The organism is Paenibacillus sp. HB172176, assembly GCF_011947265.1.
Classification (GTDB): domain Bacteria; phylum Bacillota; class Bacilli; order Paenibacillales; family Paenibacillaceae; genus Pristimantibacillus.
Genome location: NZ_JAATHD010000040.1, coordinates 12,266 through 27,211, shown reverse-complemented (window position 1 = coordinate 27,211; position 14,946 = coordinate 12,266). Strand labels below are relative to the sequence as shown.

Below are 14,946 nucleotides of genomic sequence, written 5' to 3'. Positions count from 1 at the left end.
TGTCACAGGGCTTCAACCTTAGGATCTCTCCACCAGTTGCCTGTCAGCTACGAGGCGACTTGGCTCTTACCTCGACCGGACTTTCACCGGCTAGTTGTGCCTAGCTTGGCTAGGCGCGCTATACAGAAAAAACCGCTGGCAGATTGCCAACGGTTTCCTTCCTCATTAACGATTCACATTCATAGCGTAACTTCCACATCGACGCATTATTGTTCGCTCATCGCATATTTCATCCTGTACCGCAATACCTCGCGGTATCGCTTCTCTGCATTACTTCTACGCTTAACTTCTAAGCATTACTTCGCCGCTTTCCTTCCTATCGCATACCTCCCGACGACAACGAGCAGCACCGCCAGCTGCGGCACAGTTGTTTCCCAGGTCGGGTAAGCTCCGATGAAGCCCCAGGTCGGCAAACTGTCACTCGCATGCACGGGTATCCAGGAAGCGACCTGCAAGGAGTGAATACTCTCCCCGATGAATCGAATGACCAAATAATAAATGAGTCCCGACGCGACAAGGAAGAATGGACGAATCGGCAATACCGAGCTGAACCGAATGATGGCGTATCCCAGCACAACCAATACCGCCAAAGTCACGACTATGCCGATTATCATCTGAAGCCCATCAATCGAAGCCGCCATCCCGACATAGAAAATTGTCGTTTCCGCGCCTTCGCGCATGATGGCGAGCATCGAGACGAAAAACAGCGACCATAAGCTTCCCTTTGCCAAAGCAGAGCCCATCTTCCCGTCAATGTAGCTGTTCCATGCTTTCAAATTTGATTTGCTATGAAGCCAGTTGCCCACCGTTATCATGAGTACGACGGAAACCAGGCCCGTTATCCCTTCCATCGCTTCCCGAGCGGAGCCTGCCGTCGCTTGCGCAATTACATTCGTCAGCAGAACAGCCACTCCCAAACTCAAAGCGAGGCCCGTCCATACGCCGGACCAAATCCAGACCGCTTTCGCGTGATTATCCGTTCTTCTCAAATAAGCGAGCAAGGCGGCGATAACGAGAATCGCTTCAAGTCCTTCTCGAAGCAGAATAAGTCCGGCATCCCAAGCCGTATAGGTCTGATCTTCTGTCAGCGGCCCAAGCGTCTCACGCAGCTCCGCAATAACCCCAAAAGCTTTATCCGTATCCCTCGGATCAGCATCCAAGTAACGAGCGACATCTGTCATGATCGTCTCGACCTTCGTATACGCAGACGCAGAGTAAATCCGCACCTGACCCTCAACGAGCGGCCAGCTTGAGATGAATTCGTCCATCTGTCCTTCCGCTTCCGCATAATAGCCGGATTCAATATCCCGCGCGGCTTTATCCAGAATGACAATCAGATCGGCAGCATCCAGCTTTTCAGCCGGCGCTTCTTCCTCTTCCAGCTTGCCATCCCTATAATCGGTCAGCAGCTCGACAAGGCTTCCGGCTTGATTCGCAGCTTGTTCAGCTCTAGGCGGCTCCGCTTGAATCGCGATTCGAATCATGCTCATCGCGGTTTCGAGCTTGCCGTATACGGCGAAGTTGTCGCTTCGAATGGAGGATTCGATATCCGGCCAATGATTGTTGATTTCCTTATAGACGCCGTTCGCTTCTTCCCAAGAACCGGCAAGCACCTCGGAACGCAATTGTTCAGCCAAGGGCAGCAGCTCCGAAGCGGCTGTCTTTCCAGCGTCGTCCGACGAGCCGTCCTCTCCCTTCGCCGCCTTCATATACGTATTGATCGCCCTCGCAAGCTCGGTAAGAGAAGCCTTCGCGACGTCCTTGTCGACCTTCTCATCGCCGAGCAGCATTCCCGCATTGGCGAAGGCGGAATCCACATCCGCTTCGCCGGCTATTGAGCTAAGCTCCACTTCTCCCCAAATGCTCTCCGCTTCGCCAATCTTCTCCGACGCGTCCGCCCATCGTTCCTGGCTTGCCGCCGCCAGCGCACTGCCGATTAACGGCAGCAAAGCATTCAGCTTCTGCGATTCGGCTTCTGCAGCTGTCTCTGAAAGCTCAGCTGTTGCGGAACCGGCAGCAATAGCAACCCCATCCACGCTGCCGCCGTCAGCCGCATAAGCGACCATAGTTCCTGCGCCTGTCGAAAGCGGCATTGCGATTGCCGTAAGCGCGAACAAGCTCATCATAATTTTGACTATGAATCCATTAGAACAGCGTGTCACCGATATAGCCGCCTTCCTTCACGCCCGGAAAGCAAGCGAAGATTGCGCTGCCGGTATGGACGATATATTCGTTCAATTTGTCGCTCTGTCCCATCTTGGTTTGAATCGGCGTGAATTGCTTGCGCGTGTCGCGGTTGTAGCAAATGAACAGCAAGCCCGCATCGAGCTGTCCTGTCCGATTATCCATGCCGCTGGAATACGAATACGATCTGCGGAGAATCTTCACTGTCCCGTCCCCTCTGGCAATGCTGACATGCGATGTAGCCGGCATCATCAGCTTGCCGTTCGCGTCCTTGCGATTCACGTCCACCTGATCGAATTCGTTCTTGCCGCCGAGCGGAGCTCCGGAATGCCGATGCCTGCCGAAGGTCGCTTCCTGATCCTGCAGCGTCGAACGATCCCATACCTCGACGCGAATGCGAATGCGGCGCACGACCATATAACTGCCGCCATCCATCCATGGCGCCCCGTCGGAACCGGATGCCCATACTACGCGGTTCATCTCTTCCCCGTCATTCGTATCCGGATTGCCGGTGCCGTCCTTGAAGCCCATCAGGTTGCGCGGCGTCGCTCCCGCCGGATCCGCCGCTCCCGAACGCTGGAAGCCTTCCTGCGTCCAGCGAAGCACCGCTGTGCCTCGAGCGATTCGCGCAAAATTGCGAATCGCATGGAATGCGACCTGCATGTCGTCCGCGCATACTTGAACGCCGATATCCCCGCCGCTCCATTCCTCGCGAAGCTCGTCGCCTCCGAAAGCGGGCAGATCCGCGAGCGCCGCCGGACGCTTCGCCGCAAGCCCGAATCGGCTGTCGAACATGCTTGGACCGATACCGAAGGTCATAGTCAAGCGAGACGACAGTAATCCTGCCGCCTCGCCCGTATCGGATGGAGGTAAGTTGCCGTTATCGTTCACATCGCCGATCATTTCGCCCTTCGCCATTGCCGCCGCGGCAGCAGTCCAGGCTTTGAGCATCTTCTTCACATTGCCCGCGTTCGTCGAGGTCACATCGAAGGCAGCGAACAGAATATGATTCTGCGAGGGCGTCGTAATGCCCGCTTGATGCTTGCCGTAGAACCCAATCATGTCTCCCGTTGCGGCCTCCACCTTATCGGAACCGCGAGTGCCGAGCACCTCTCCCGCAGCCTTCATGATGCCGCCAACGCCCGTCGCTCCCAGAATCAGACCAGCACCGCCAATGCCTGCCATGCGCAGAACATCCCTTCGGCTAACCGGCTTGCCGAGCCCCTGGCCTTCCTTGCCGCTATGCGTTTCGTCCGCGTGCTTCGTATCTTTTCCCATGATGATTAAGCCCCCAGTATGACACCCATTTGGGATAGAGGTTCCGCAAGCGCGTCGAGCAATTGACTTAGCTTCTTCGTATCTTCTTCCTTCAATTCCTCGTAAGATACGTATCCGCCATCCTTCTCATAGGCTGTCAACGCTTCATTCAAATTCGCAAAGCCTTCCGCAATTTGCTTATCCAGCTCCGCATCCTGCTTCTTCAAATCTTCATGGACCAGCTCGTAGATCTTCTCTGCGCCCTCCACGTTGGCGACAAAATCATAAAGGTCGGTATGCGAATAACGCTCTTCTTCGCCGACAACCTTCGAGGAGGAAACCTCGTTCAGCAATTCAACCGCGCCTGTCACCAGCATGCTCGGGTCGATCTCCACTGTTTCCATTAATGCCCGAAGCGATTGAACATCGGCCAGAAGACGATCCGCATAATCCTTCATGCCCTCGGTCGTTCCATTCACCCATAGTCCCTGCTCAAGGCGATGGAAGCCTCTCCAATCCTTCTCTTCCACGTCATTCTCTCTGGCATCGATGTTCGGATCGAAATCGCCCAAAGCCTCGGCAATCGGTTCGATGCGCTCGTAATACATCCGGGTCGGCGCGTACAGGCTCTTAGCCGCGTCAACATCTCCGTCGTTAACCGCTTTGACGAATTCTTCCGTCTTGATTACCAGTTGATCCGCTTGATCCAACGAGAACTGACGATACTGTTCGATAATCGGATCCCAGTTCTCTACCTGCGAAACCGTTTGATCGGTATTACCGCTGTTCCCAGCCGGGGCGTTCACTTCCTTGTTATTGTTGCCGCAGCCCGCGAAGACAAGCGTGCTTGCCAGAATAAGTCCCGTTAATTGCTTTCTCATTTTAAAATAATCCCCCTAGTTCCGTATCATGCTTCTTCCTATTAAACTACATTGAAGTATAACCGCCATTGATAATCATTGTCAATGGAATTTCATTTGTAATAATTAGGCGCTCGCTGCTGGTGGCATGACAAACACCCCCATCATATGATGCTCTGTGGAGGTGAACGCAATTATGCCGCAAATGTCATGGTATTCAAAAGCGACCGGCCTCGTCGGCCAGCCTGTCGGCGTCTCCCTGACGAACGGTCAAGGAGTCTCGGGCGTGCTATGCAGTCTGAGCGACAATAAAGTGGTGCTTCAGGAATATATGTACCAGAGCCAATTCGCCGCTAAGCAGTATCCCTTCTATATGATTCAGGATATTAATGGTTTCCCCGGCTGCTATATGCCCGGACCTCTATATTGATCGGCTGGCGGGATGCCAGGGTCAGACTCGCCCGAGTCGGCATCCCGTGCATCTTCGCTGCAAGCGGACTGCTTCGCGAAGCTGTTCAAGACTGTTCCTGCCCCCGTCTTCGAAACATGACGGCAATTCGATGGACGAGCCACACCACGCCTGTAATCAGCATCATATCGAACACCGCATTGAATAGGAACAGATGCTTGGCGATATCCGCTTGCCCGTCTCCAAGTATCGGAATCAAGAAGCTGAACATTCCGGTTAAAGCAAGCAACAAGAAAAGCTCGACTCGAATCCGCGCCCCCGTATCGCGATCCTTCGCCCAATAGAACACGAGCACGCCGATATAGAGCAGATAGACAAGTCCGATGAACCACAGCCGATTCGGCATATGATGCTTCTTGAACTCGCTCCAGCCGCTGAACGCATAGGACAGAGCGCCTCGTTCCTCCCCTTCCTCCTTCGCATAATTGCCGAGATAATAGGGCCTGATCGTCATGCCGTTCTCCGCCGCGAACTCCATCTTGTTCAAGAAGCGCGCGGGATGCTTCATATAGAACAGCATCACCTTCCCATGCGAGATGCGCGAATAGAAATCATCCTCCAGCGATGGATCATTCTGCGCTATAGCCGTTCCGCTCTGAAAATAGTTCGTTCCCGCCAGCACGGACAGCCTCTCCGGCAGGCCAAGCTCATCCAAGTCTCCTTCCACGTCTGGGGAGCCGTTCAATACGCCGAAGAACACCGTTTGATACAGATTAATTTTCTTAAAATCCTGCGGCGCGGCCGCATACATGATGATCGAGAAGAGACACATCAGCCCCGACAACAGCAGCGCCAGCCGCTTCCAGCCCCCTGCCCCCTGCTTCAACCATGCAAACCGCAGCAGAATAAGCGCAAAACCGATTCCGATCGGCGCGTTCTGGGTTTTGGAGCAGGCCAGGAACAGCACGGCCAGGAAAAAGAGCAGCAAGCCAGAACGAGCAGGAAGCTTCTGCCTGGTCAACATCAAGCCAAGTCCCATGGCAAGCAGCAGGAATACGTAGGATACAGGCTCGCCGAACAAGGAATTGAAGTAGGCCAGATATCCAATATCCGAGAGCATGATCAGCATGAGGACGGCAAGCGTCGCATTCGCGAGGAACGAGCGTGTCTTATTGAATTTGATCAGCAAATAACCAGCCGCCAGAAAAAGCAGCACGTACAATCCGCCTAAGAGTCGTATATCGAAGGCTGACGGGTTAACCATTCGCCCGATGAATCGCGCAATCGCAACCAGAATAATTTGCGTGGTCGGATAGAATCCCCGGAAGAAATGATCATAAGCAAAATAAATATGCGAAAACCCAAAAAAGCGATCCTCGTATGACTCCCCCGCAACACCGTAATTCAATCCCGCGGAACCCATAATCCGCAGAAAATCGCCATTGTCGGCAACTCCGACAAAGGAGCCTTTGAATAATACGCTTATGGCGACGCATATCCCCGCTACGACAAACAACCACTCCGGCTTCATCCATTTTTTCAAAAACATCATCATCTCATTCTCTCCTGTCGATTGCATTCTACCAAATTGCGGCAGTCCAAAGCAATCAGGGAGAAATCACTTCCATCTTCCTTTCAAAATGCAAGGAAATACAGCAATATCAGAAATGTTCACAGCCGAATCCCCGCTATGTGCACAGCTTCTATATCGTTCCACTGTCGCAGTTCACTCCCCCTGAGCTATAATAAAGCAGAATTGTTCACGCTGAATACGATGCAGATAATGGAGGAGATGACTTCATGCGCTTCAATCGCTTCAAAAGAGACGGCAAATTATACATCCGAATTTTGCTCGGCATAACCTTATGTATCGTTGTCGCATCCATCACAACCTCCGCCATTCACTATCTCACCTTCTCCCGCATTTTGCAGGAGAAGGTATTCGAGTTCGATCTCAGCAGTCTAAGGCAAACCTCTCAAGCCGTGGCCAAAACAACGCAAAGCGCGCAAACGGTTTCATTTCAGATTTATCGCAACAGCAACATTGCAAAGCTGCTCTATTACAAGGAGCCGAACGCTTTCGATATTCAAGGCGCGATGATGGATCTCAACAATTATTTGGCCACGATGCCTTATATTCAATCCATCTATGTATACAATTCGGCTGCCGGCGTGTATTATATTGCAGCCCAGAACGGCCAGAAGGGCATTATCGAGGAAAGCGCCATAGCGGATAAAGGCATTGTGGACACGCTCCAGCAGTATCAGCAATACAAGCCGTTCACTCCGATTCCGAGAATCGTGGACAGCGGAAGCACCGTCCTGTCCGGATCAAGCATTGACTCCGAATCCCGCGAGGGCATTTATACGTATCTCTGCTATGACGCCGTAGGTCTCACGCAGAAGATTAATTCCGCCGTCATCGTGAATATCTCTTCCTCCTGGATCAATCAAGAGCTCGGCATGAGCGGGCAGCCCGTTCAGAAAGATATCCAGACCTATCTCATTGATGATCGCGAGAAAATTTTCACAGTGAATGACCTGACTCCGGCCTCGCTCGGAGCTGCCGAAAACCGTTTTTTCCAGGAGGCCGTCCGCAAAGAGCAATCCGGTTACGAGATTACGAACTTTGAAGGCGTGAAATCATTGATTACGTACACCGCGCCCGACCAATATCAATGGCATTATGTACGAATCACGCCTTATAGCAGCATTACGAAGGAGATTAGCTCCGTACGCAGCAAAACCATTCAAATCGCGGGCGTCGTTCTGTTGCTTGGCCTGCTGTTGTCCTGGTTGTTGTCCAGATTCTTATATGCTCCGATCAATCGGATCGAGAACCGAATGAAGGACCTGGAATCGGAGAAGCGAAACAGCAGCTATACGCTTCGGCAGAACACATTGCGGAAGCTGATTCAAATCAGAGACTTCGATCCCAAGATGCAGATCGCGAAGCTGAAGAGCATGAATATCTTCTTCGACTTCACGCAGCCATACCGCTTGGTTTATGTAAGAATCGATCGATTCGAGCAGCTCAGGGAGGAGCATCCAACCGATCTGCTTACTTACAAATTCGCGATAATGAACATTGCTTCCGAAATCTGTTCGAAGCAATATCGCGTCGATTCCGTCGATCTGGAGGAAGACGGCATCCTTCTGTTCGTCAATGATCTCGCCAGCGGCATGCTGGATGAAGAGCTGCTGCAAGCCAATCTGCAGCATGTCCAAGCCGCTTGCTCCGAATATTTGCAAATCGGCTTGACCATAGCCGTTTCCGCGCTCTCGGAGGATCCGCATCATTTGCATATCAGCTACAAGCAGGTGAAGGAAGCGTCCAATCATCGTTATTTTCTCGGCAGAGGGTCTCTTATTATGACGGATGACTTAATGCTTGATCCAGGATCGAAGTACGCCTTCCCTCTGGCCAAGGAGAAACGGATGATTGATGCGCTGATGGCAGGCAAATCGGATGAAACGAAAGCTTTGTTCCAGGAAATCATCCACGATACGTCGCATTTCGGGATCTCCATCTTCCATTCCACTGCTACGCATCTGACCGTAACGCTCAGCAATATGATTGCGGAAATCGAAAGGAACGGGTTGCTGCAGCTTGGTCTCGGCACCGAACTGGTCGTTCCTGCTTTCGAGCAATACGAAACGAAAGAAGACATGCTGGAGGATTTCTTCTCCTTCTTCGACCTATTGAAATCCAAGATTGTCGAGAAGCGGAGCAATAAACAGGAGGATCTCATTCAACGCATCACCCATATTATTGAAACGCGGTACAATGATCCGAATCTTAGCCTTAATTATGTAGCGGAAGAGCTGAAGATGTCGACCTACCATATCAGCAGAGTATATCGTCAACAGACGCTGACGAATATCGTCGATATGATCAATCATGTGCGCATGGAGAAAGCGAAAGAACTGCTCATTCAATCCGAGCAGCCCGTCACCCAAATCGCGGAGAGCACCGGCTATACCAGCAGCTCCTACTTCCACCGCATCTTCAAGAAGATTACCGGTGTAACGCCGTCCGAGTTCCGCAACGCGAACCAGGCTTGAGCCCCCAAGAGGCTCAGCCTGATTTGGGCCGAGCTGAGGCCGCGTTTTGACTTGAGCCTCACCTCAGCATCCACTCACCACTGCGTCCACTCACCTCAGTGGCTTCAAGAGCCGGATAAGTTTTCATTGCAAAATGCACTCCGGAACCTTGCTGATGCTTTTCGTCGCTATTTCAACAAGCAGAATCATGCTCCGCAGTTCAAAAGCAAGAAGCATCCCATACAGTCCTACCAAACCAACTACACAAACGGAAATATCGAAATCGTAGGCACGAGAATCAAGTTACCAAAGCTAGGTCTTGTGAAGTTTGCCAAAAGCCGTGAAATCGAAGGACGCATTCTGAATGCGACTATTAGGCGCCATCCAAGCGGTAAGTACTTCGTTTCCGTGCTTGCAGAAGTGGACATATACCCCGTCATCCCAAGCGATCATAGCATAGGCATTGACCTCGGCTTGAAGGAGTTTGCAGTCATGTCGAATGGGGAGCGAATCGAAAATCCGACATACATAAGGAAATATGAACCGCAATTGGCTAGAGCACAGCGATCGCTTTCACGAAAACAAGAAGCGGCAAAGAAAGCCGGACGTCCGTTAAGCGACAGTCGAAATGTGCAGAAGAACAAACGCAAGGTTGCGCTCCTTCATGAACGGATCATGAACAGTCGCCAGGACTTCTTACAGAAACGATCCACGAAGCTCATTCGCGAAAATCAAGTGATTTGCTTAGAGGATTTACAAGTAAGAAACATGCTGCAAAACCGCAAGCTTGCAAAATCCATCAGCGACGCATCATGGTCAGCCTTTCGAACGATGCTGGAATACAAAGCAAAATGGTACGGCCGGACGATATCGATCCTAGGGACAACCTATGCATCGAGTCAGCTATGTTCAGCATGCGGACATAAAAACAAGGAAGTAAAGGATTTGAAGATACGTGTGTGGAAATGCCCAGAGTGCGGTGTTTACCACGACAGAGACAGCAATGCAAGTATGAATATTCGGCAAGAAGGATTAAGGCTTCTCACGATATAGCAAAGGAAGACAACCGCAGGGAAGCTGGAGTAATTCCACTACATGATCTCAATTTACTCGTTTCCCTGAATTAAGCTGGAACAATTCCAGTACAATCTCGCGTTATCGGCATCAACGCCATGACGCAACAAAGCAGCCGCAGGATGGCGGCTGCTTTGTTGCGTTTATGCGTTTCTTACTAAATCCCTTGTGTGCCTCTTGCTTACTCCCCTGTGCGCTTCTTACTTAATCCCTTGCTCATCCAGATAAGTCAGCCATTGCTTCTTGTACGCTTCCTGCACCTTCTGCAAGCCTGCCTGATTCGCTTTCTCCATAAAGGTCTTAAGACCAGCCTCCACATCCTTCACCTGACCCGCCATGAGCGGGAACAGATACTGCTTCTCAACCTGCTCCAGCGCCGCTCTCTCCGCCTGATAATCGGTATAATCCTCGGCAAAGCCGGTATAGATGTCCGGAGCTTGAATTTTGTCCAGCTCGGTGAAGATCTTCTGCACGCCGTCATAGCTTGGCTCGAACAGCATGAATTCCGGGTTGCGCCACGCCCAGCCGTTCATATTCTCGCGCAGGAAGCCGTTCGTATCCGCGTTGCCTACCATCTTGTAGTAGCCGTTGTCTACGGTATAGTTCACGCCTTCAATGCCGTATTCGGTTAATTGGTTATAGCGTTTGTCCATGACGAGCTTCTCGTAGAAGGCCAGCGCGCGATCCGCATTCTTGCTGTTTTTCGGAATCGCGAAGCCGTTATGAATCGGATGAACAGGCGTTGCGTAGCCCGTCGTCAAGCCGTACGGGGAGTAACCCAGCTCCCAATCGGGGTGAACGGACTGCATATTGCTGTTCGTGCTGTTGAAGCGCGTCGGATTGTCGCCGAGCATTGCCGCTGCCGTGCCCGCAGTAAGCTTGTCTTGATTGCTTTCGGTTTCATTCAACTCATTTTTCGAAATATAGCCTTTGTCCGCCCAACGTTTGAAGGTTTGCAGATCCTCGAGATGCTCGGGCGAGCCCCAATAGGAGGTCATCTCGGATGGATTCTCGTAAGTGGCAAACATGCCGTAAGGCAATGCGCCTACGATATGGCGGTGAATGTCCAGGAACGGATCGGACAACGCTCCGCCGAGATCGGCGCCGATGGCCAGCGGCTGCATATCCGGCTCATTCTGCTTGATACCGTCGAGATAAGCCTCGAAGGAAGCGATATCGACCGGAGTCGGAAGATTATACTTCTTGCGCAGATCCTCTCTCCACACGAAGCCGTTCGTTACGTATTCCTTATACGTTGCCGGAATCGTATAGATATTGTTGTCGATTCGAACGGCATCCCACATATCCTGCGGCACGAAATCATACAGCTCCGGCGCGTCGACCGGAAGCAGATCGTCCAGCTTCAGGAAAGCGCCCTTCTTCGCATATTGCTGGAACTGCGTCCAATCCGCCGTGAAGATCAGATCCACATCCTGACCGGTCGACAGCAGCAGCTTGTATTTCTGCTCCCAATCCGTCCATGTCGTATAGTTGAATTTCACTGTGGCGTTCAGGTCCTCCATCGCCATCTTGTTCACTTCTTCTTCGATCTTGGGAAGATCCTTCGGCGCGTTGCCGAGCATATAGAGCTGAAGCTCCACCTTCTTGGAGGTGTCGATGCCGGCAGGCGCATCCGTCGCCGTATTCTCGGACGGCTTCGTCGTCGCATCGGATGTACTTGCACCATTGCCATTGCCGTTATTTCCCCCGTTATTGTTGTTGCTGCAAGCGGATACAAGCGATAACATTAGAATAAGTGCCACAACCAGACTTACCATTTTTCTTGATTGCATTCCCATGTGAATCCTCCCTTTAATCTCTTATTATATATGTCAGCCGAAGCACTATAAAATAAAGCTCAAAAAGTCCGGCTTTCAGCACAATAGCCTATGCTTACGATGCTGCGTTATTTCAAAACGCGGCAGAAGGTTGTATGAAGCTATAGTGGACTTTTTGAACATCCTTTTAAGGCCTCGGTTCTAACCTTTCACCGCGCCGATGGTCAGCCCTTTCACGAAATAGCGCTGGATGATCGGATAGAGCAGCAAGATCGGCCCCGTCACGACGATCGCCATCGCCATCTTAAGCGATTCCGTCGGAACGCCTTCCGAGAGCACAACGCCCGCTCCCGCCCCGATATTCCGCAAGAACATCGAAGTGTTAATGATATTGTAGAGATAGAATTGCAGCTGATATTTGGCGGCGTCGTTAATGAACAAGGCCGAGGAGAACCAGTCGTTCCAGTAATGCAAAGCCAGGAACAGCCCTACCGTCGCAAGTCCGGGAACGGCAAGCGGCAGCACGATGCGCCAGTAGATCAGAAAATCTCCCGCGCCGTCGATCTTGGCCGACTCCACTACCTCATCCGGCACCGCCGATTTAATGAAGCTTCGCATCAGAATGATAAGGAACGGTGTCATCAAGGACGGCCAGATCAAGGCGTACATCGAATTCGTGAATTTCAGATAGTTAGTGATGAGCATGTAGTAGGGCACCAGCCCGCCCCCAAACAGTGTCGTGAAATAGATAAGAAACGAGAAGAGATTGCGATACTTGAAATCCTTGCGCTGCAGCACATAACCCGCCATCGTCATCATGAACAAACCGATTGCCGTGCCGACCACCGTAACGGTTGTGGTAACGCCATAAGCGCGCAGCACCTCGTCCGGCACCTTGAAGATCACCTTGTAGCCCTCCAGCGAGAATACGGTGGGGATGATATTGTAGCCGTCGCGAATGATGGATTCATTGCTCGACAGCGATGCCGACAGAATGAGTAGAAACGGGAATAGACAAAGAACGCTTCCCAATATAACAACGGTATAAGCAATCAGCCGGAACCACTTGGCCGAGCTGTCCTCTCGAATAGTCATAGATGTCCTCTCCTTTCTTGCTCCCTCTTAAAATAAAGCGTAATCTTTGTTGATTTTCCGTATAATGCCGTTCACAACCATAATAAGCGTAAAGCCGAAAATCGATTGGTAGACGCCGGCCGCTGTCGCCATGCCCATATCGAAGGTGACCTTCAAGGAACGGTACACATACGTATCGAGAATATCCGTCGTGCTGTACAGAAGGCCGTTATTGCCCACCATCTGATAGAAGAGATCGAACTGTCCCTTCATAATCGTTCCCAGCGAGAACAGCAGCAGAATGACGAAGGTCGTCTTCAGCATCGGCACCGTAATATGCCAAGCTCGCTGGAACGTATTCGCGCCGTCAATCTTGGCCGCTTCGTAATACTCCTCGCTGATGCCCGTAATGGAAGCGAGATAGATGACCATGCTGTAACCGAAATTTTTCCATAAGAAGAATAAAATAATGAACAAAATCCACAGCTTCGGCTTGCTGTACACGTCCACCGGATTCACGCCAAATTCATTCAACACCGTATTGAGAACGCCTTGCTCGTAGTTGAACAGGTTGAATACGATAACGCTGAGAATGACGAAGGATACGAAATACGGCAGAAATAAAACCGATTGCGTAATCTTCTTGAACCATTTCCCCTTAATTTCGCTAAGCAACACGGCTACCGTAATCGACAGCACATTGCCCAGCACGATGAAAGCGAGATTATAGCCGATCGTATTATACGTAAGCTCGACCAGCTTGCCCGACCTCCACAGAAATTCAAAGTTTTTCAATCCGATGAAATTCATGTGGAACATATTCACGTTGAAATCGAATTGCACGAACGCATAATAGATTCCGATCATCGGCAAATAATTGTTAATGAAGAAATAAAGCAATGTCGGCAACAGCATGAGGAACAAAATGCGGTTCGTCACGAGCTCGTGCACAATTCCTCTCTTCCTATTCATGCATTTCCTCTCCTCTCATAAGCGTTAGTCAGTTTCGATTCCTGTATTCTAGGATGATTCCAACTATAGAGGAGGGGATAGTGCACGCATAGTGAAAATACAGTTCACTCGTGACCTTTCGAGGGTTTCGGGGAGTGTACGAATCTGACTTTCCTGCACAAAGACGTCAATTCGCCGCTTTCTTCGAGGCTTTCACCGGCAAATAAAGAATCGCAAGAATAAGCATCGGCAGCCCTATGCAGAAGGTCATATCAAACCATTGATATTCATTTGCCAAAATATCATTGTACACAGCGGTGTTTGGCATGACCGCAATCGTGCTTGGAACCAGAATTAAGCATAAAGGAATCGTGAGAAAATGATCCTCTTTTAATCGTAAAATGTGGGCAATGCTCTTCGTCATGGAGTAAAAAATGAGCAAGCTCTTGAAAAATACGGTTGTCAGCCAGAGAAAAGCAATGATCGCTTCCACTCGTTCCAGAAAATGTCCAATCATGATCTTCTGTCCAAGCACAAAGGTTGGATAGAGCTTGCTCTCCATCAAATTGGAGCCGAGCGCAAGCACGCATAGCAGCACGATAATGAACAGCACCGCGCCGCCGGTTAGAAATCCGATCAGAATCGACTTCGTCAGCTTCTCTTCCCCTTCAACATGCGGCACAAGCATGAGAAGGATAATCATCTCCGTGAAGCCGGCGGCAAATGCGGGGAACGATCCGTGCAGGATCGGCAGAAAACCATCCGAAGCAATCGGCAGCAAATTATCCATCTTAATCTGGGGCAACAACAGAATAATAACTGCGAAAAACAACAATAGAAATAATGGAAACAACAGCTCGGACATTCGCGCAAAGGTTTCAATTCCGTACCGAAAGGCAATGACAATAACGGCAAGAAATATGACGATGAACGAGCTCACCGGCGTTTCCGGCATGAGCTGCGTATTCAGGAATTGACTCGTCTCGCTGAGCAGCGTGAGACTGCACATGTAGAATTCAACAAGCAACAGAAGCCCGACGATTCCGCCGAACCAAATCCCGATGCGCTGCTGAACCGCTTTGATCAGATGCTGTCTGCGCAGCTTATTTGCAACAGCGGCGAAGAGAAGCCCCGCCAATAGGCCTGCCAGAAGCGCAACCAGACTGGATATCCACGCATTTTGCTTGGCGAAGCCTGCGATAACCGTAGGCATGACGAGGATGGAATCGCCAACAGTTCCTAAAATGATTAAAATGGTAAACTGCCGTTTCGATATTTGAACTTTTTGGCTCTTTGGATTCATGCCTGTTCTCCA

11 protein-coding genes are annotated in these 14,946 nt (G+C 50.9%); 3 read left to right on the top strand and 8 right to left on the bottom strand.

Features of this window, described 5'->3' with window-relative positions:
• Positions 1–296 precede the first annotated feature (296 nt).
• Genes HFP08_RS27850 through efeO form a run of 3 tightly spaced genes read right to left on the bottom strand, consistent with a single transcriptional unit; the run spans position 297 to position 4,322 of the window.
• The gene (locus HFP08_RS27850; protein ID WP_240941923.1) at positions 297–2,162 is read right to left on the bottom strand and encodes an FTR1 family iron permease; all 1,866 of its coding nucleotides are present in this window, start codon (positions 2,160–2,162) and stop codon (positions 297–299) included.
• Positions 2,146–3,462, bottom strand: coding sequence for an iron uptake transporter deferrochelatase/peroxidase subunit (gene efeB / locus HFP08_RS27845; RefSeq protein WP_168123898.1), 1,317 nt, complete (start codon positions 3,460–3,462; stop codon positions 2,146–2,148). Before efeB ends, HFP08_RS27850 begins: the two co-directional genes overlap by 17 nt.
• A 5-nt stretch (positions 3,463–3,467) precedes the next feature.
• Positions 3,468–4,322, bottom strand: a complete 855-nt coding sequence (gene efeO, locus HFP08_RS27840; protein ID WP_168123897.1) for an iron uptake system protein EfeO — start codon at positions 4,320–4,322, stop codon at positions 3,468–3,470.
• A gap of 184 nt (positions 4,323–4,506) precedes the next feature.
• Here efeO and HFP08_RS27835 point away from each other — a divergent pair, with 184 nt between their 5' ends.
• Complete coding sequence (locus HFP08_RS27835) at positions 4,507–4,731, top strand: hypothetical protein (protein WP_168123902.1); 225 nt, start codon at positions 4,507–4,509, stop codon at positions 4,729–4,731.
• An 85-nt stretch (positions 4,732–4,816) separates the two neighbouring features.
• On the opposite strand, the gene wsfD is transcribed toward HFP08_RS27835, so the two are convergent.
• Positions 4,817–6,265: a glycan biosynthesis hexose transferase WsfD gene (gene wsfD / locus HFP08_RS27830; RefSeq protein ID WP_168123896.1), complete on the bottom strand. Its 1,449-nt coding sequence runs from the start codon at positions 6,263–6,265 to the stop codon at positions 4,817–4,819.
• Between the two features lie 245 nt (positions 6,266–6,510).
• On the opposite strand from wsfD, the gene HFP08_RS27825 reads away from it, so the two are divergent.
• Together HFP08_RS27825 and tnpB are read left to right on the top strand one after the other, a co-directional pair.
• Positions 6,511–8,775, top strand: a complete 2,265-nt coding sequence (locus HFP08_RS27825; protein WP_168123895.1) for a helix-turn-helix transcriptional regulator — start codon at positions 6,511–6,513, stop codon at positions 8,773–8,775.
• A 51-nt stretch (positions 8,776–8,826) separates the two neighbouring features.
• Positions 8,827–9,807, top strand: a complete 981-nt coding sequence (gene tnpB, locus HFP08_RS27820; RefSeq protein WP_206109334.1) for an IS200/IS605 family element RNA-guided endonuclease TnpB — start codon at positions 8,827–8,829, stop codon at positions 9,805–9,807.
• A 221-nt stretch (positions 9,808–10,028) separates the two neighbouring features.
• Here tnpB and HFP08_RS27815 read toward each other — a convergent pair whose 3' ends face one another.
• From HFP08_RS27815 to HFP08_RS27800, 4 genes are all read right to left on the bottom strand, one after another.
• Positions 10,029–11,621 carry an extracellular solute-binding protein gene (locus tag HFP08_RS27815; RefSeq protein WP_481856627.1) on the bottom strand — a complete coding sequence of 531 codons (1,593 nt, stop codon included), beginning with the start codon at positions 11,619–11,621 and terminating at the stop codon, positions 10,029–10,031.
• 186 nt (positions 11,622–11,807) lie between these two features.
• Entirely contained in the window at positions 11,808–12,701 is an 894-nt protein-coding gene (locus tag HFP08_RS27810) for a carbohydrate ABC transporter permease (protein ID WP_168123892.1), read from the bottom strand.
• 27 nt (positions 12,702–12,728) lie between these two features.
• Positions 12,729–13,652 (bottom strand): ABC transporter permease subunit, encoded by a 924-nt coding sequence (locus tag HFP08_RS27805; protein WP_168123891.1) that lies wholly within the window; start codon positions 13,650–13,652, stop codon positions 12,729–12,731.
• A 166-nt stretch (positions 13,653–13,818) separates the two neighbouring features.
• A complete protein-coding gene (locus HFP08_RS27800) occupies positions 13,819–14,934 on the bottom strand; it encodes a GerAB/ArcD/ProY family transporter (protein WP_168123890.1) in 1,116 nt (371 codons plus the stop codon).
• Positions 14,935–14,946: the final 12 nt, after the last annotated feature.

Bases quoted from the DNA above. Each gene is read 5' to 3' on its own strand.
- HFP08_RS27805 (WP_168123891.1), bottom strand. From the start codon at position 13,652: ATGAATAGGAAGAGAGGAATTGTGCACGAGCTCGTGACGAACCGCATT.
- HFP08_RS27835 (WP_168123902.1), top strand. From the start codon at position 4,507: ATGTCATGGTATTCAAAAGCGACCGGCCTCGTCGGCCAGCCTGTCGGC.
- wsfD (WP_168123896.1), bottom strand. From the start codon at position 6,265: ATGATGATGTTTTTGAAAAAATGGATGAAGCCGGAGTGGTTGTTTGTC.
- HFP08_RS27800 (WP_168123890.1), bottom strand. From the start codon at position 14,934: ATGAATCCAAAGAGCCAAAAAGTTCAAATATCGAAACGGCAGTTTACC.
- HFP08_RS27810 (WP_168123892.1), bottom strand. From the start codon at position 12,701: ATGACTATTCGAGAGGACAGCTCGGCCAAGTGGTTCCGGCTGATTGCT.
- efeB (WP_168123898.1), bottom strand. From the start codon at position 3,462: ATGGGAAAAGATACGAAGCACGCGGACGAAACGCATAGCGGCAAGGAA.
- efeO (WP_168123897.1), bottom strand. From the start codon at position 4,322: ATGAGAAAGCAATTAACGGGACTTATTCTGGCAAGCACGCTTGTCTTC.
- HFP08_RS27825 (WP_168123895.1), top strand. From the start codon at position 6,511: ATGCGCTTCAATCGCTTCAAAAGAGACGGCAAATTATACATCCGAATT.
- HFP08_RS27815 (WP_481856627.1), bottom strand. From the start codon at position 11,621: ATGCAATCAAGAAAAATGGTAAGTCTGGTTGTGGCACTTATTCTAATG.